General features: G+C 55.2%; 17 protein-coding genes. 15 read left to right on the forward strand and 2 right to left on the reverse strand.

Features of this window, described 5'->3' with window-relative positions:
* Positions 1–3: 3 nt before the first annotated feature.
* From traC to dqlB, 14 genes are all read left to right on the forward strand, one after another.
* Positions 4–2,610, forward strand: a complete 2,607-nt coding sequence (gene traC, locus BL249_RS15605) for a type IV secretion system protein TraC (RefSeq protein ID WP_099706578.1) — start codon at positions 4–6, stop codon at positions 2,608–2,610.
* Complete coding sequence (trbI, locus tag BL249_RS15610) at positions 2,607–2,975, forward strand: type-F conjugative transfer system protein TrbI (protein ID WP_099706579.1); 369 nt, start codon at positions 2,607–2,609, stop codon at positions 2,973–2,975. Before traC ends, trbI begins: the two co-directional genes overlap by 4 nt.
* A gap of 37 nt (positions 2,976–3,012) precedes the next feature.
* Positions 3,013–3,216, forward strand: coding sequence for a hypothetical protein (locus BL249_RS15615; protein WP_099706580.1), 204 nt, complete (start codon positions 3,013–3,015; stop codon positions 3,214–3,216).
* Positions 3,213–3,842 carry a type-F conjugative transfer system protein TraW gene (gene traW, locus BL249_RS15620; RefSeq protein WP_099706581.1) on the forward strand — a complete coding sequence of 210 codons (630 nt, stop codon included), beginning with the start codon at positions 3,213–3,215 and terminating at the stop codon, positions 3,840–3,842. The genes BL249_RS15615 and traW overlap by 4 nt, the downstream gene beginning before the upstream one ends.
* An 11-nt stretch (positions 3,843–3,853) precedes the next feature.
* Positions 3,854–4,651, forward strand: a complete 798-nt coding sequence (locus BL249_RS15625) for a DsbA family protein (protein ID WP_099706582.1) — start codon at positions 3,854–3,856, stop codon at positions 4,649–4,651.
* A gap of 1 nt (position 4,652) precedes the next feature.
* Positions 4,653–5,639, forward strand: coding sequence for a conjugal transfer pilus assembly protein TraU (gene traU, locus BL249_RS15630; RefSeq protein ID WP_099706583.1), 987 nt, complete (start codon positions 4,653–4,655; stop codon positions 5,637–5,639).
* Complete coding sequence (gene trbC, locus BL249_RS15635; protein ID WP_099706584.1) at positions 5,609–6,046, forward strand: type-F conjugative transfer system pilin assembly protein TrbC; 438 nt, start codon at positions 5,609–5,611, stop codon at positions 6,044–6,046. The genes traU and trbC overlap by 31 nt, the downstream gene beginning before the upstream one ends.
* A gap of 27 nt (positions 6,047–6,073) precedes the next feature.
* Entirely contained in the window at positions 6,074–7,924 is a 1,851-nt protein-coding gene (locus tag BL249_RS15640) for a conjugal transfer protein TraN (RefSeq protein WP_099706585.1), read from the forward strand.
* A 5-nt stretch (positions 7,925–7,929) separates the two neighbouring features.
* Positions 7,930–8,697, forward strand: coding sequence for a type-F conjugative transfer system pilin assembly protein TraF (gene traF, locus BL249_RS15645; protein WP_099706598.1), 768 nt, complete (start codon positions 7,930–7,932; stop codon positions 8,695–8,697).
* Positions 8,698–8,700: 3 nt separating this feature from the next.
* Positions 8,701–9,243 carry a conjugal transfer protein TraF gene (gene traF / locus BL249_RS15650; RefSeq protein ID WP_099706586.1) on the forward strand — a complete coding sequence of 181 codons (543 nt, stop codon included), beginning with the start codon at positions 8,701–8,703 and terminating at the stop codon, positions 9,241–9,243.
* Positions 9,243–10,607, forward strand: a complete 1,365-nt coding sequence (locus BL249_RS15655) for a conjugal transfer protein TraH (protein ID WP_099706587.1) — start codon at positions 9,243–9,245, stop codon at positions 10,605–10,607. Before traF (BL249_RS15650) ends, BL249_RS15655 begins: the two co-directional genes overlap by 1 nt.
* 2 nt (positions 10,608–10,609) lie before the next feature.
* Positions 10,610–13,456, forward strand: coding sequence for a conjugal transfer mating-pair stabilization protein TraG (gene traG, locus BL249_RS15660; protein WP_099706588.1), 2,847 nt, complete (start codon positions 10,610–10,612; stop codon positions 13,454–13,456).
* Between the two features lie 20 nt (positions 13,457–13,476).
* Positions 13,477–14,007, forward strand: coding sequence for a hypothetical protein (locus tag BL249_RS15665; RefSeq protein ID WP_099706589.1), 531 nt, complete (start codon positions 13,477–13,479; stop codon positions 14,005–14,007).
* Positions 14,008–14,419: 412 nt separating this feature from the next.
* Positions 14,420–14,515, forward strand: a complete 96-nt coding sequence (dqlB, locus tag BL249_RS19400; protein WP_275094175.1) for a DinQ-like type I toxin DqlB — start codon at positions 14,420–14,422, stop codon at positions 14,513–14,515.
* Between the two features lie 141 nt (positions 14,516–14,656).
* Here dqlB and BL249_RS15670 read toward each other — a convergent pair whose 3' ends face one another.
* Both BL249_RS15670 and BL249_RS15675 read right to left on the reverse strand, forming a co-directional pair.
* Positions 14,657–14,938 carry a type II toxin-antitoxin system RelE family toxin gene (locus BL249_RS15670; RefSeq protein ID WP_099706590.1) on the reverse strand — a complete coding sequence of 94 codons (282 nt, stop codon included), beginning with the start codon at positions 14,936–14,938 and terminating at the stop codon, positions 14,657–14,659.
* Entirely contained in the window at positions 14,928–15,179 is a 252-nt protein-coding gene (locus BL249_RS15675) for a type II toxin-antitoxin system Phd/YefM family antitoxin (RefSeq protein WP_099706591.1), read from the reverse strand. Before BL249_RS15675 ends, BL249_RS15670 begins: the two co-directional genes overlap by 11 nt.
* Before the next feature lie 242 nt (positions 15,180–15,421).
* On the opposite strand from BL249_RS15675, the gene traD reads away from it, so the two are divergent.
* Complete coding sequence (gene traD / locus BL249_RS15680; RefSeq protein ID WP_099706592.1) at positions 15,422–17,539, forward strand: type IV conjugative transfer system coupling protein TraD; 2,118 nt, start codon at positions 15,422–15,424, stop codon at positions 17,537–17,539.
* Positions 17,540–17,548 lie beyond the last annotated feature (9 nt).

The raw sequence follows: 17,548 nt of genomic DNA on the forward strand, positions 1-17,548 counted from the left end.
CGAATGAAGTTTCTTAAAGGCTTCCGGTTTGACCCGCTCAGCGTGGTGGATACCGTCACGGATATCCTGGGCGAGCGTGACACCACCGCAGAAACGCGGGAGAAGCTGCAGCAGATGGATTATCCCCATATTCGTGACCTGCTGCCGTTTGCAGACTATGACAGCGACAGCCAGATCTGGATAAACCGTGACTCGCTGGGCTTTGTGCTTGAATCTCAGCCCCTTATCGGTGCTAACGAACAGCTGACTGAGAGCCTGGAGACGCTGCTCAGGGACACCGTTCCGCGCGGCACGCCTCTGCAGGTCATGCTGGTATCCAGCAGGGCGGTGAAGGATCAAGTGGAGTACGGCCTGAAGGATTTTGCCTGGAAAGGACATCGCGCTGAGGAGTGTAACGATCTGACCACCCGTTTTTATCTCAACGGGGCGCGACATACTTTCAGCAACGGCATGGGACACCCGCTGACGCTGCGCGACTATCGCCTGTTCTTTATCTGGTCCCAGCCGGTAAAGAATGTGAACGAAGCGGCCCTTATTCGCGTTCGCGATATTCGCCGCAATCTGCTGAACGCGTTGGTTTCTGCCGATATCTGGACCCGCACCATTGGGGTAAACGAGTTCAACGGCGTTCTGCGGGAGTTCATTAATCACGATACTGAACGTCTTGCGGGGTATGGCGTTGACTACGATCCCGGGGCCGACCTTAACACGCAGATCGTTGACCGCTCCACCTCATGGCGGGTCAAACCGTCACACATCCGCATCGAAGGTACGGACCGGCAGGAAAAACCGTTCAGCACCCGCATGGTGAACCTTAACCTCGATCGTAATCCCGAGGAGCACTATCTCTGGCAGAACGGCAACCTTATCGCTGACCTGATGTCCCCGACCAAAGGTATACCCTGTCCGTTTATCTTCACCATGATCCTCAATACGGAAGATCAGATGAAAAGCCAGGGGGAGGCGAACAGCCGTTTTATCGCGCTCGATTCCCGCGTCAACACCAGCTATGCCAAGTTTATTCCCTCCACCGTTCGTCAGCACGCGGAGTGGAAAGACGCACGAACCCGTCTGCTGGCCAATCAGACGTCGATCACCAGCTATTTCTGCGGCATCACCCTGTTCTGCCCGGATGATGACGATCTCACCTCGCGCTACACGGAAGCCACCCGTAACAGCTTTGCCGGACAGGGGGTGCGTTTCGTTCGCGCCGACTTTATGCAGATGCGTAACCTGCTGGCCACGCTGCCGTTTTCACTGGCGAACAGGAAGCTGTGGGGAGACTGCAAAAAAACCGGCGCCATTCAGCGGGCAGAGACGTTTCAGGCGGCCAACCTGCTGCCGGTTATCGGTGATAACAAGCTGTGTACCTCCGGCATTCTTATTCCGAGTTTCCGCAACCAGATAGCCTTCATCGATGTTTTTGACCCGACGCTGCCGAACACCAATTTTAACTGGTTTATGTCCGGCACCTCCGGGGCTGGTAAGTCGGTGCTGTCACAATCCATTGCCCGGTCTGTGCTTGACCGGGGAGGGCTGGTTTCCATACAGGACATCGGTGACAGCTACAAGGCGTTCTGCTCCAGCATGAACGGTACCTACATCAACGGTGAAACGCTGCGTTTCAATCCGTTTGCTAACGTCACCGAAATCACTCTGGCGGCCGAGCGCATCCGCGATCAGTTGTGTATTCTCGCCAGCCCGAACGGCCTGCTGGATGAGGTGCACGAGTCGCTGATCCTGGAGTCCATCACCGAGTCCTGGCCACAGTATCAGCAGGACATGCGCATTGACCACGTCATTGATTACCTGAAAAAACGCCAGTCTGACGTCACGCGCCAGCACTCTGCGCAGATTGGTGGCCGTATTGAGGAAATCACCACGCTGCTGGCCAAGTTCTCAACGAAAGGGATCTACGGTGAGTTTTTCAACTCATCAGAACCCACGTTACGGTCAGACCTGCAGTTTGTGGTGACTGAACTTGGCGCGATGCGTAAACAGCGTGACCTGCTGGCCGCCATCCTGTTCACCATCATGATCTGGAACGAGAACATGATGTACGGCACCTCCCGTGACCAGCAGAAGCTGAACATCATTGATGAGGGCTGGAAGCTGCTCGGTGGTTCAAGCGAAAAAATAAAGGACTTTATTGAGGAGGGCTACCGTACTGTCCGCCGCCACAACGGCTCATATGGCACGGTGACGCAGGGGATCTACGACAAACGTCTCTCCACTGCGTCTCTGGCCGCCTATTCCAACTCCTCCTTCAAGTTTACCTGTATGCAGGATGCGAAGAGTTTTAACGACTTCGAGAGGGAAGAACCCCAGGCATTCAGCGAGCTGGAGTGGGCCATGATCCGTAAGTTTCCGGAGGCGAAGAAAGCGCTCTACAGCGCTTTTCTGGTCAGCGTGGGGCAATACTCCAGCTTCCACCGACTGCTGCTTGACCCGCTCAGTGACGGACTTTTTTCCTCCAAAGGCGAAGACTTTACCTACCGCGAGCGCCGTCTGAAGGAGGGAGCCGATATCAAAGATATCATCTTCGAAATGGCTGAACACGATCCGCACAAGCGGGAGATCCTCAACACGCTGCGGAGAATGCCTCTGTGAAAACGTCAAACCCGATAGTCATTGTGCTTATCTCCGTTCTCCTGTCTCTGGCCTGCGCCTGGACCGCATGGTTCTGGCTGCTGCGCCCGCCGGTACTGGTGACCTTCGACATGAAGGGAACGGTGAACGCCTTTATCCGCCAGAGTGCAAAACTGGAGCTGAACGATACGCGGCGGCGCCAGCTGCTCCGGCGTTTTGACCACAACATGACGGCAGTCACCCGCGAGTACGCGCAACAGCATCACGTCAGTATCCTGGTCAGCGCGGCCGCCGTCAGCGGCGTACCGGACGTGACGCCGGATATCCGGGCGCGTCTGGCCACAGCCATGCAGGGGCAGGACTTACCTGCAGCGGACGCACAGTAAATCTGTCCGATCACCGGAATCAACAGGAGGAACCGGTATGAATAATTCACTTAATCCGGAATTTCTGGCGTGGCGGGAAGCCCACATCCGCTGGCGGGCGCTGATGGTGAAATACCGTCGTCTGTGTCGCCGCCCGGATGTGCCGGTAACCACCATCGTTGCCTGCATGACCGCCACTGAGCAGGCGAAATCAGCGTGTCAGCGGCTGAAGTGCCCGGCGGTAAATAAGGATACAGCATGAAGAAGATGCTCACCGCGCTGCTGTTTGCCGCCACGTTACCGGCGACGGCCGCGAACCTCGGGACATACGGTGACACCTGGGGAATTGCCGAGCACGACCTGATTGGCGTGATGAAAAACAACCTGCAGCAGCACTTTACCGGGCAGTCCCCCGAAGCGGTGCAGCAGGAGATGCAGAAGAAGGCAGAGGAGGCGGCGCTGCGGCCACCGCCGGTGGAAGGGCTGGTGACCAGTAAAGAGACGCACACCCGGCTGTTCGACCCGACCTTTACGGTGACAAAAGACCTGGCCGATCAGAACGGCACGGTGTTTGCCCGTAAGGGCCAGCAGGTGAACCCGTTCGACATCATCCCGGTGTTTAACGAAACGCTGTATTTCATTGATGGTGACGATGAGCGGCAGATTACCTGGATGAAGGCGCAGCAGACCACCACAGCGATGCACAAAATCATCCTGTTTAACGGCAACGTGCGTGACAGCGCCGTTGCACTGGGTGAGCAGATGTTCTTTGACCAGACCGGCACACTGGTCCGCAAGTTCGGCATTAAACAGGTCCCGGCGCGGGTAACCCAGGCACCCGGGAAGAAACTTTTCAGCATCACTGAATACGGTCTGCCAGACCGTTAAGCGGAGACACCATGCAAAAAATGTTATTTACCACCCTGCTGGCCCTGTCTGTCAGCGTCTTTGTCACCGGACAGTCCTGTGCCGCTGAAGGCAGTTTCACCCCGGCCCAGCAGGATGCCATCGGCAGCATCGCGGCAGATTACCTCAGGGCGCATCCGGAGCTGCTGGTCGAAATGAGCCAGAAGCTGCGGCAGCAGGCACAGGAAAAACAGGCAACACAGGCCGTGCAGGCGGCGCTGATACGGCAGGATGACCTGCTGAACGATCCGGACACGCCGGTGCTGCATCCGGCCGGAGACGTGGCGGTGGTGCAGTTCTTTGATTACCAGTGCGTTTACTGCTCGCGTACCGCACCCGCCGTTGAGGCGGTGATACGGGATAACCCCGATGTCCGCTTTATCTGGAAAGAGTGGCCCATCTTTGGGGGCAAATGGCCGCTGTCCGCGACGGCGGCGCAGACCGGACTGGCAGTATGGAAGCAGGGCGGGGCAGAGGCGTATCAGCGCTATCATGCCGCGTTATTCGCTTCCGGGCATATTGAGGGTGACCTGACGGCAGCCGATATTGACGCCGCCGTAAAGCAATCCGGCACCACGGCCCTGCCGGATCCCGCTACTGTTATGCCGGTGCTCGATCGCACCAACGCACTGGCGAAATCGCTGGGCATTCAGGGTACGCCGGCGTTTGTGGTGATGCCGGTGAAGGGGGCGAATGCGGGGAATGTATCGGTTATTCCCGGCGCGGTCAGTCAGGCAGCCCTGCAGGCGGCTGTGAATAAAGTCCGGGCAGCCGTAAAAAAAGGCGGCTGACATGAAGCCGCTTATCATTTTACTGGCGGCGTGCTGTCTGAGCCTGCCCGCTCATGCTGCCGATCCGACCTGTGACGGGCGCTGGGTAAATCCCATCACCGATGTGTGCTGGGACTGCCTTTTTCCGATGAGCATCGGCAGCGTCAAAGTGTCTCAGAGCAGTCTGCCGGACACCGAAAACCCGTCATCACCCATCCAGTTCTGTCCCGTGCCGCCGCCAATATTTGAACGGACGGGCATTGCCATCGGCTTCTGGGAGCCGTTTGCGATGACTGATGTCACCCGCGCGCCGGGCTGCATGGTGAACATGGGGGGCTTTTCCATCAGTATCCCGCACACGGGGACCGGTACGGGGACCAAAACAGCCAACGAGCACCCCGGGACGTTCTATCACGTGCACTGGTACAAATATCCGTTGATTAGCTGGCTGAACATTATCAGCTCGACGATGTGCATGCAGGGCGGGGAGTACGACATCGGCTATCTCTCCGAGCTGGACCCGATGTGGAAGGATGACAACCTGTCGCTGTTCATTAACCCGGAGGTGATGCTGTTTGCCAACCCCGTCGCCCAGATGGCCTGTGCGGCGGATGCGGTGGCGTCAGCGGCCGGTAAGCCCCTTGATGCGCTGTTCTGGTGTGCCGGGTCGCACGGTTCGATGTATCCCTTTACGGGCAACATCGTCAATGAGTCAAGCGGGCTGAACAGCGCGGCGCTGCTTTCCGAGCGAATGGACTTCAAGCTGCACCGGGAGGGACTCATTCTGGACTCGGTCGGCGTCAATACCGCCGTCTGCTACGAATATCCGACCGCCATCATGCCGAAAAGCCGCTACCGCTATCAGCTGGTGAACCCCATTCCGGATGTGGCGTCCTGCCATCCCTTTGGTCGTAACGTCATGCTGTGGCAGACCGGTAAGGAGATGCCGGTTTCCAGAAAAAACTACGGGTACCTGATATGGAAAAAACGAAACTGTGTGGTGCTGTGATCCTGGCGGCTCTGACCGCTTTACCCCCGGCTAAGGCAGAAGAGGCCCCCGGCCCCGGGCAGATAAACAGTACGCAAAACGAGTGGGCGTACTTCCTGTCTTCCTCCCTTCCTGAAAAAGAGCTGGCCACTATGATCAGCGCTGCCGAAAGCCGCCATATCCCGGTGTACTTCCGGGGGCTGGTGAACGACAGCATGGAGCAGACAGCGCAGTACATCATGCATATGGTCACCACGTATCACATTCAGGGCATCGCGATTGACCCGGTGCGCTTTGAAAAATACGGCGTGAAGCAGGTTCCGGCGCTGGTGAAAAAGTGCGGAGATAAGTTCGACATTCTTTACGGCAACCTTTCCTTTAATGACGCCATGAAACTGATGGATACGCAGGGCGACTGCGCTGAATAGCCATTTTTCCTGACCGGAGCACCACCGATGAAAGTTTCCCCCTGTGCCGTCCTGCTGACGGCCCTGTTTGCCTGTGCCGTTATTCCGGCGCAGGCCGGATCACTGGATGATACCAATAAAGAAGGCATTGATGCCGGCAAGGCGGCGTCCGGTACAACCAGTGCCGATCCCAATGGCTATTTTGACAACTACAGCGCAGATGCGCCGCAGACGGAGTATTACAAGGGCGGCACCCAGACAGACACGTCCATCGGCGTGGCCGGGCAGAAGGAACTCAGTACCTCCGATCTTGGCCAGACCGTGCATCAGTCATATGTCAATAACCCTGCCGACAGCATCAGCTATGACTCCGACATGATGAAGCACAGTGATGACGTACGTGTTAACGCGGAGGCCATCGCGGGCGGCACTCACGGGCAGTGCGTGGAGCAGAAGGTGAATAAAACAACCTACACCGCCCATAACTGCGAAATGGCCAGTAACCTGACGCAGACCTGTTCACGCAAGGCAACCATTGAGACTACCGGTTCGCGTGAAACGTACAGCACACAGCTGGTGCTGAATGCAGGAAGCGTCACGGGCAAACGCATTGCCGGCTACTGGATACAGTATGATTTCACTGTTCCTGAAGATGGCACCATCAGCAGCGGCTCCTGGGAATTTCTTTATCCTAAATCTCCTGATTATCACGGCGACCGGCTGGACTACTCGATAAGCGTGCTGGGTCAGTCCATCCGAACGAAAATCAATAATTCCGGCACCCTGAGTATTGCCTCACAACGCGTGAACCGGGGCCAGGTTATCAGTCTGCTTATTCGTTACAACACCGACGGTCATGAAAATGAAGGCGCTGACGGTCTGATGAAACAGATTGCGTCCGGTGTGGATATTGTTCGGATTACCCTTCCGATGGAAGCTGAACGGGATACCCTGAAAGCGCAGATTGTCTGGACAGACAGCTGCCCGGCTGACATGGGCGATGCGGTGAAGGTAAGCGATTCCTGTACCGATCCCGGGGGCAACCGTACGGTAACAGTCAACGGAAAAGACTTCACGTTATACAGCGATTGCTGGGAATACACGCAGAACTGGATAGTCAATGAAGATGACACCAATACCTGTCAGGCGTATATCGACGATCCGAACTGCAGCGAAGGTACCCGCAGCTGCACGCAAAAAATCGGCGAGTACTGCGTTTTTCAGAAGCTGACGTATCAGTGTGCGCATACCGTAAGCAGCACCGGCTGGCTGTGTGGCTCAGAGTTTTACTGTTCAGATGGCAGCTGCGCGTCGATGAAGGCGGGAAAGAATCAGAACTTTGGGGAAGTGGTATCTCAGCTGGCGGCGCTGGCCGCTGCCGGAAAAGAGTTTGCCGGCATGGATCCGGACAACGTCACCGCGTTTACCGGAAAAGCAATGTCCTGTCGTCAGAGTGCTGCCGGATTCAGCAACTGCTGCAAAAGCAGCGGCTGGGGGCAGGATATCGGGCTTGCAAAGTGCAACACGGAGGAAAAGGAAATAGGCACCGCGAAGGAGAAAAAGCTGGTCGTCAAGGTCGGATCGTACTGTTCGAAGAAGGTGCTGAGCGTCTGCCTGCAGAAGAAAGAAAGCTACTGCGTGTTTAACAGTAAGCTGGCCCGTATTGTTCAGGAGCAGGGCCGGCATGACCAGCTGGGGGTCAGTTTTGGATCGGGTAAAAATCCGGACTGCCGGGGGATAAAAATCGCAGAGCTGCAGGGCATTAAGTTCGATGCTATCGATTTTGCCGATTTTTTTGACGACCTGAACAGCCAGGTGGCGCTGCCGGACCAGGATGCGCTGACAAAACGCATTAAAGAGAGCATTAACAGTAATCTGAAGTCGAACGGAGGAGGCTGACGGTGATGAATAAGTCTTTGTATCTGGTGCTGGTGCTGTCAGTACTTCCCCTCCATGCAGAGGAGAAAAATCCGGATGGCTACCATTACGATCCGGCGGTGGGCTGGTACTGGTATAACCAGCCGGTAACAAAAGAGGACCCGGCAGCGATGCCTTACGTGTCAGCGGAGCCGGAAAGCCCGACCTCGCGAATGAAGCGCCTGCAGGCGTTTCGCGACAACGTGATGAATGAGGCGATGCTCAGCCCGACGCCTGACAACATCCGGCGCTACAAAATTGTTCAGGACTGGATGGTGAATCAGGCCAGCCGGTTCGCCGCAAACTGGGAGCGGGTGCTGCTGGAGAATCCCGAACTGGACTACAACCTGCAGCACTCTTTCTACAACGGCACCGCCAACATTCAGTATGCGCAGCAGCGGCAGAAACAGCAGGCGGCCATCCGCTACGTCAATCAGCACTACGGCGTGTTCTTTTTCTACCGGGGTAATGAGCCACTGGATAATCGCCTCGGTAGTATCGTGAAGGAGTTCAGCCAGCAGTATGACCTGCCGGTAGTGGCTATCGCGGTTGATGGCCGCCTCAACCCGGACCTGCCCGACAGCCGCCGGGACGCCGGGCAGGCCGCCAGAATGAAGGTTGACCACTTCCCGGCCATTTTCCTCGTCGAGCCGCTGAAGAAAAAATACAAGCCGCTGGCCTACGGCTTTATCTCCCAGGACGACCTGGCCCGCAGAATGCTCAACGTTGTGACCGATTTCAAACCGGGGGACTGAATCATGTTAAGGAAAATACTCGCCATACTGCTGTTACTGGTTCCGGCGCTTGCGACCGCCGGTACGATTGATGAAATCGCCCGGCTGGAGCAGGGCAAGGGTACGGAACCCACTCAGGTCAGCACGCCTTCGGCGACTTCTGTACGGTCAGAGCCTGCCGGCGGGCCGGTATGGCTTCACCTGCCGGACGGACGCCGCCTCGATATCCGCCACTGGCAGATAGTTCACTTCGTGCGTTCAGACTGTCCTTACTGTCACCGCTTTAATCCGGTACTCAAGGCGGTGGCCGCAGAGATCGGGCTGAATATCTTTGTTTACAGCTTCGACGGTGCGGGCGATGCGGCGTTCCCGAAAGTGGCGCCGGTAAATGACCGCGTGCTGAAAGACTTTTTCGCCGAGCTGCCCCGGGCCACGCCAACCGATTTTATTGTGAACACGCAGACGCTGGTCACCATCCCGCTGTCACAGGGAGAGATGAGCGGGGATGCGCTGAAGCAGCGGCTGGAAGAATCGTTTTTGCTGGCTGACCGTCTGGGAGTGCTCTGATGAATAACACCGTTCTGAACGCCACGGCAGGCGTCAGCCTGCTGCTGGTTTCTGCCGTCTCGGTTGCGGGCGTGCAGTCTGATATCAACAAATTTTTCGATGAGATGGGCGGCGGAGGCAACTACACCAGCGCTGCCGCCTGGCAGGGCCAGTCAGCCGGCTATCTGACCGGCGGTAATCTCTTTGTCCGCATGCCGGTGCGCAACATACAGCTGATTTCCGTCACCCTGCCCGACATCAAGTCCGGCTGCGGCGGCATCGACGCGTATCTGGGGTCGTTCAGCTTCATCAACAGTGACCAGATTAAAATCATGGGCAAGCAGATCCTGAGCAACGCGGCCGGCTACGCCTTTGACCTCGGGCTGGAGACCATCTGTCCGCAGTGCAAGGCGGTGAAGGACTATCTGCAGAAGCTGGCCAGTGACACCAACAACATGAATATCTCCACCTGCCAGGCGGCCCAGTCGATTGTGGGGGGCCTGTGGCCGAAAACTCAGGCGGCCAGCGCCCAGATATGTCAGGACCTGGGCACATCGCATAACGGGTTCTCAGACTGGGCCGCTTCCCGGCAGGGCTGCGGCGTGGGCGGTGAGACCGACAGCGTCTACAGCAAGGCGTCTGACGAGGAGAAAAAGCGTATTCCGCGTAACCGCAACCTGACATGGGACACGTTCAGCAAGCTGAACCAGTTTTTTAGTAACGATCGTGAACTGAAGGAGTTCATCATGTCGATGGTCGGCACCGTCATTTACGACGCGCAGGGCAACCCGTCATTCCTGGCGCCGCGCGGGGGCAGCGAAGCGATGTTCAACACGCTGCTGAACGGCGGTACCGAGAAAATTTACCGCTGTAATGATAATAATACCTGCCTGCAGCCGGTCGTTGCTGAGCTGACGCTCACTGAAAATGAGGGCATGACGGCGAAAGTGCGCGACATGCTGAACGATATCTTCCAGAAAAGCACCACCGATGCGGCACTGACCGGCGATGAAAAAGCGCTGATATCCAGTACCCGCGTGCAGCTGCTGCGCTACACCATCGATTCCGCATCGGTCGGGCTGGACCAGTCCGTGGTCAGCAGCCTGGCGGAATACATCGCGGCCGACATGGTCATGTCCTACATCAACGGCCTGATTGACGTGGCGCAGAGCGGCGCGGCCGGGGCGCTCGATACGGAAGAAGAGAATAAACACTTTCGCGAAAACCTGCGTCAGGTACGTAACGAACTGAGCCAGCGCGTGGGGCGTATTCAGGTGCAGCAGAACGGGCTGGGTGAGTTTGAGCGTAACCTGTCTCAGCTGCGCCAGCAGCTGTCCACGGACGTGTCTGACACCATGATGTCTAACTATGACTTCGGAGGCTGAGGATGGCCATTGATATCTGGGTAACCAGCAGCGGCGGCATGATCACGATGGGGCTGAACGCCGTAGCCGCGATGATGAGGGATACCGGCTGGAAGAGCGTGATGTGGATTGCCGAGGTGCTGGGCATTCTGACGTGTATTTATACCTACTTAAAAAGTCACGATCTGCGCGTGATGTTCTACTGGGCGTTCACCTTCGTCATCGTCACCGCGCTGCTGCTGACGCCAAAGGTGACGGTGGTGGTTAACGACCTGACCGCCCCGGATACTGTCGGGCGCGTGGATAACGTTCCTCTGGGGCTTGCCGCCCCGTTGTGGATCGTTACCGGCACGGGGTATACCATCGCCACCACCTATGAAAACTTCTTTCACTTTCCGGATGAACGGACATACACCAAAACCGGGATGATGTTTGCCTCAAAGCTGATGCAGGACTCGTTCACCATTGCCGGACGGGATCCGGTGCTGGCCATCAACATGGTATCGTTCACCAAAAACTGCGTGGTGCCGGATATCATGCTCAACCATAAGTACAGCATGCAGGACGTGATGGCGTCGGCAGAGGTGCAGTCGGTTATTTTCAGCAAGCCCAGTCCGCTGCGCGGCATCTACTGGCGGGACGCCGCCGGCAGCGCCTTTATGTACTGCCGCGATGCTGCTCCACGCCTGAAGAACCTGCTGGCCATTCAGGGCACGCCGGAGAGCAGCACCTTTATGTACCATGCGGCGCGCATGCTGCCGGGGACGACCTCGCCGGCAACGGCTTATGCCAGCCAGCTGGAGGGAAGCTATAACTACTTCTTCAGCAGCAGCCAGTCAGCCAAAAACATCATACTGCAGAACGTGGCGGTCGCCGGTCTTCGCCGGGGCCTGAACAGCTACGTGAAGGGCATGAACGACACCGCCTCAATGGTGGATATTGCCTCAGAGCAGTCGCTGATGAAGCTGCGACTGTCCCATGCGGTCAGCTATGCCATCGCCACCGAGGTGCTGCCGCAGCTGCACACGGTATTGCTGCTGTTCTGCGTGTGTATCTTCCCGGTGATGGTGCTGGCGCTGTTCGTGCGGGAGATATCAATGACCGTATGTAAAAACTACCTGAACTTCATGGGCAGCCTGATGCTCTGGCCGGTGATGTTTGCCATCTTCAACTTTGCGGTTAACTTTGGCACGCAGGGCAGCTTTAACGCCAGCGGGCCGACGCTCTCCAACATGAACCGCCTGATGGAAACCAGCAGCACCACGGCGGGAATAGCCGGGTGGCTGATGCTGTCGATACCGTTCCTTGCGTTCAAATTGTTCACCCAGCTCGGACAGAACTTTGCGAGCCTCAGCTCCAGCCTCGGCAGTGCCCTCGGTGGGGCATCCACGGCAGACGCCTCTGCGGTGGCCTCCGGCAACTACAGCATGGCCAACATGCAGATGGAGAACATCAACGGCTTCAAGACCAACCTGAACCGGGAGTATCGTGAAGGAAACACGTCGATGCAGCTGGGGAACGGGGCAATGGAGACCCATACTGCAGCGGGCCAGACCGTCTGGGATGCCTCGCCGGGCATCAGCCGGCTACCGGTTGACCTGAACTGGGACCGTCACCTGTCCAGTGCGGCGCAGAAGATGACCCGCGACAGCATGAGCCAGACCGAAACGGCGCTCAGTGGTTACAACCACTCTGTTCAGCAAACGGCCTCGCAGCTTAAGCAGTTTCATGATCAGTTTGGTAACAGCGATTCATCCTCACTGTCTGCGCAGACCGGCATGAGTGTCAATGAAGCGGAAAAAGTGCACAAAATGATGAACGTGGCCAGTGATTACAATAACCGTAATCATTTGGGCACAAATGAGGGGTACTCAGAACTGCAGAATAAATCACGTGATCTGGCGGTGAATGCGGGTATGAGGGGGCAGGCAGGATTTGACTCCAGTAAATCCCTGTGGGGTAAAGCCGGGCAGTGGGTGACTGGCGCTTCTGCCAAAGGTGATATCCATGCGGGACTGGAAGGGACTGCCCGTACGGGTTCCACCTCTCAGACAACGGAAGATGGCCGGAAAGGACAGGATTATGGCCACACGCTGTCGGCGCGTGAGGCGAAGGACTTCAGTGAAGGGCTGGACGTATTGCGTAATTACAATATGACCCACAATGGTCAGCATGTGGATACGAATGCTTCCGGTCTGATGAACCAGATATCTGCCGGTATCACCACCTCTGACAGCGCGTATCAGCAGTACACCACCAGTCAGTCGCATACCCACGAACTGCAGCGGATGGCTTCCGAAACGGAAACGCTCAGCGCCGGCGCGAAGGAGAACTACAACCAGCAGTTTGCGAAATGGGTTAAAGAGCGGACGCCGGAGCAGGCTCAGGAAATCCTCACCAATGCATCCGATACGGATGTTTCACAGCGTCGCGAAGGGCTGGTGCAGCAATTTGTGGATGAGAAGCTGCGCGGTCGCATAGATGGCAATTATGAAAGTAATGCCGGTCAGACGGGGCAGGGCATGACGTCTCCGGCCAACACTGCTGGTGCGCAGTTCGGTGGAGCATACAACAGCGCCAATAACCAGATTGATGGCCATGTGGCTGATAATAATATCCGCACTGATGTGAAAAAAGATGTTGATGATGTGCAGCGTGTGATTAAAAATAAATCAGCTGTTGCTCAACATAAACTGGAAGAGGGCCGTTCCGTCACAGAGCAGGGGAGGGCCAATCGTAGGCAGGATATGGAAAACATAGATAGGGAGTACTCCATAAATAAAAATGCAGCTGATAAACAACAAGAAAAAACAATTGTTAATCCTTTAGTAAATCATTCCTATAAGGATTATACGAAAGGAAAGGAATGATTGAGTGACAGGTGATAAAAATGATGACATATGAACAGATTGAAAAAGATTCAAAAGCGATTGCTTCCTTAATGTCTGAGTCTAAAAGGGAAGTTCCTGGTTTTTTTTCAATGTTTGGCAAAGTAAAAATACATTTTATTGCTTACTGTACTTTTGCGTTGCTCAGCTATTTTTCACTTCCGACTCAAGATGGCTTCTTACTTTGGTTGTTTTTTTTGTTTTTTGGACTGTTTCATTGGCTTGTAATTTTTGCGTTCGTAGCATCATATGCGGGAATTTTTGCCATGCTTGATAAGGATATACTTAGCCGTTTTGAGTTAAGCCGAGTTATAGGTAAGAAAGTGAAAGTGTATGGTATGGTATGGTTTTTTCTGATTTTGGTATCAGGTGTTGTTAGTTTGGTGAGTGAGTGGAGTCTGATACCATTGGTGATTGGTAATTTTATAACGACTTTAATTTCCTTATTCGTATTTAATGTGGATATTTCCCGCTATCAGATCGCAGGTTTGTTTGGCGCAGTGTCTGCCGCGAAAGAAAAGATGGCTAATTGAAATTATTTTAAATCAAGATATTGATGCTAATGAAGCTATGAAAACGGTAGCTGAAGTAAAAAGGTAGGGGAAAAAAAGCCCGACTGGTGAGATCGGGCTTCTTCGTTTTCCGGCACTCAGGCCAGGGAACAATCATTCAGTTGACGTGAAAATCATACGTCCAGTGAGCCATAAATGCAAATTTCAGTGGGGCATTGTATACTGCGTCGGTCAATTTTGTGGGTTATCACCTCTCAGGCTTGCCTCCCAGGCGGCTTGACGGATTAAAGTCCTGGCCGGGTAACAGATGGTGCTGATCCGGTGCTCAGGCCGGAGAGGGGATGATCATTCAGTTGACATTGGAGGATATCCGCTGTGACAGGCAATGTAAGGGCAATCAGCGGTTTTCCCACTCCTTAACCGGAGTAAACGGATGATTAATCTGATAATCATCGCTCTGCGGGCTATGGTCGCGCTGGTAAACGCGCTGATTGCTGTCCTGGAGTTGATCCGCCAGTTTATCGACTGATAGTGGTGGAAACGTAATTAAGGTTGGGGGTTACCACCCCCAGCCTTTAATAAAGCCTGTGAGAACGATATTTGCAACCCAGACAAACGACTAATTAATGTCAACATAAGGATAATATACCTGAAACATCAAAGCATCTGATTAGCGCTGATCTGCAAGATTATAAACGTCGTCACCTTCCCGTTTACCGACAGCAATTACCAGCAGAACAATCCTGTTGTCGCAAACCTCGTATACCAGCCGGTAGCCTGACGATCTCAGCTTAATTTTGTAACGGTTACGTCTGCCGCTCAATGCTGAAGCCGGAACATGAGGGTTTTTCAGACGCTCAGCCAGCTTCTTTTTAAATTGCTCGCGAACAGAATGCCCCAGCTTACGCCATTCCCTGAGCGCCCGTTTTTCGAATTCGAGTTTAAAGGTCATTGAGCGAGACGCTCACAAATTCTGCGTCTTTAAGACGCTCATCGGCAATACGGTTCAGCTGAGCATCTTCTGCCAGTTCAAGATACCGGGCATAGAGGTCAGGAGGAACGCAGTAAAACGCCGGTTCGTTGCGATTAAGAATAGCCACAGCATGGCCATCCCCTTCAGCCACCGTACCCATAGGGTTACGTTTGAGGTCGGTAATGCTTGCAGCAGTTGTCGTGAGTATCTGATAAGCCATTTTGTTTACCCCTTAGTTAAGCATTCCTGTGAATTCTAACATACATAAGCACCATTAAAAGGCTTTTAAAAGCACTTTGAAGTGTGTCCGGTTGCCCTTTGCCCAAAGGTCTCTGGCCGGAAAAACCTTTTCCACAATTCAACAACCGAGGTGAACATGCAACTTCATCTGATCCCGTTATTTCTTTTGCAATACGTCAACGTTTCCCGTGGAGTTTACTTTCGTCTCGCGGAGGCATTCTGATGAGCCTCAATGCCCGCGACTTCACCCAGGGCGGCCAGGTGATGAAGTACATGATTGGCATGTTCATGCAAATCATGAATATCGCTTCGTACTGGATGCTGATGTTTTCCGTTGCCGTCTTTTTTCTCTGGATGTTTCTGACCCTTTCGCTGCAGACCTTCTGTCACGGGGGGGCTTACTGGCTGATTAAGTGGCTCATCATGCCGTTTAAAAATATCAGCGGTAAGGATTCCGGTGGCAGCTGGACATTCCATTTTGAGCGCCCCGATGGCGACGTGGTGACTTTCAAACACACCGCCCAGCAGGTGATGACCGATCCTTATTTTATTCAGATGGGACAGGCCGTTAAAAACGCGGCTTTTTACGGCTGGGGCCTTGCTGCGTTCACCTTTGTTGGTTCCATTTTTGCCATTACCTGGTATCTGGGCAGTAAGGGTAAAAAGCAGCGTGACAATGAGCAGGTCGGTGGACGCGATCTGGTCGAAGGGCCGGAAGAATTAAACCGGCTGCTGAAAAAGGCCGGCATGCAGTCGCCCCTGAATATCTGCGGTCTGCATATCGTGAAAGATTCTGAACCGCAAAATTTTGGCCTTCACGGTACGGTCGGAAGCGGCAAAAGCACCGCCCTGAATAACCTGCTCAGGCAGCTCCGCGCCAGAGGCGATCGCGTCATCATCTACGACAAGGGCAACAACTTCATCCCGCTGTTTTTCAGGCAGGACAAAGACAAAATCCTCAACCCTTTCGATGCCCGCTGTGCCCCCTGGGATCTGTGGGCCGAGTGCCAGACCGTTACCGACTTCGAAAACTTTGCCACCACCCTGCTGCCTGACAGCAACGGCGGCGGTGACCCGTTCTGGGTGTTGTCAGCCAGAGCACTGTTTGTCGCCACCGCCAGGCGTATGGCGAAAGAAAAGGACCGTAACATCGCCGGCCTGCTGAAAAAACTGATGTCCATCAGCCTGGCAGACCTGCGCGACTATCTGCAGGGGACTGATGCGGCCAACCTGGTGGATGGCAGCATTGAGAAAACGGCGATGACCATCCGGACCATCCTCACCACCTACGCACGTTCACTGCGCTATCTGCAGGGGCTGGATCAGCAGGGACGTCAGCCTTTCAACATTCGTGACTGGCTGGCAACGGAAGATGCGGACGGTGATAACCCGTGGATCTTTGTGGCCAGTGACGGTCGCAGCCACAACGCCATCAAGCCGTTACTCTCCGCATGGCTCTATATGACCATGACCGGAATTCTTGGCCTGACGGCCAGCCGTGAACGGCGTATCTGGCTGTTTCTTGACGAAGTCCCGTCACTGCACAAGTTGCCCATTCTGCCCGAATACTGCGCCGAAGGGCGCAAGTTTGGTGGATGTGCCCTGCTGGGGCTGCAGAACTTTCCGCAGCTTAAAGAACAGTTTGGCCCCAACTTCGCCGAGGCCATCTGGGACCTGCTCAATACCCGCATCTTCTACCGTGCCCCGAGCGGTCCTGTGGCGGAGTGGGTGCAGCGGGAAATTGGTGAGCGCCGCCATAAAAAGTTCCGCGATCAGTACAGCTACGGCGTCGACATCATTCGCGACGGCGTCCAGTTCTCCAAAGACGAGGTGAATGAGTACCTCGTCAGCTATTCCGATATCCAGTCCCTTAATGATCTGGAGTGCTACATCACCCTGCCGGGTGAATGGCCCGTGGTTCGCATGAAGCTGAAGCGTGAGCCGTTCCGGCAGATTGCGGAGGGCCGAATTGATCGCAACGTGGAGGATTTATTTGACCCCGAGCTGGAAGAGCAGATGGCTGAAGGAGATGCGGCCGGAATGACCGGACAAATCGTTGAGCGGCTTTTTGCTGATGCTGCAGCTGAGGGCAGTACTGTGCCCGTTATTCCTGCAGCTACGTCCGGTGATAAGGACAGCGCAAACGGAGAGCCTCCGGCCGGTAACCACGAGCCGGAGGGCAGGGAAACCAGCCCGCCGCCGGTCAGCGGGCCGGAGAACGGCGAATGCCGACAGGATGGCCCGTCACCCGTCGCGCAGGCCGTGCCGGTGGGGCAGATGGAGAGCGTGCAGGATGTCCGGCACCGGAGCAGCGATGAAGACTTTGGCGTGAAGCTTTAAGGAGGAATG

Source organism: Erwinia sp. OLFS4 (assembly GCF_002752165.1).
Classification (GTDB): Bacteria; Pseudomonadota; Gammaproteobacteria; order Enterobacterales; family Enterobacteriaceae; genus Izhakiella.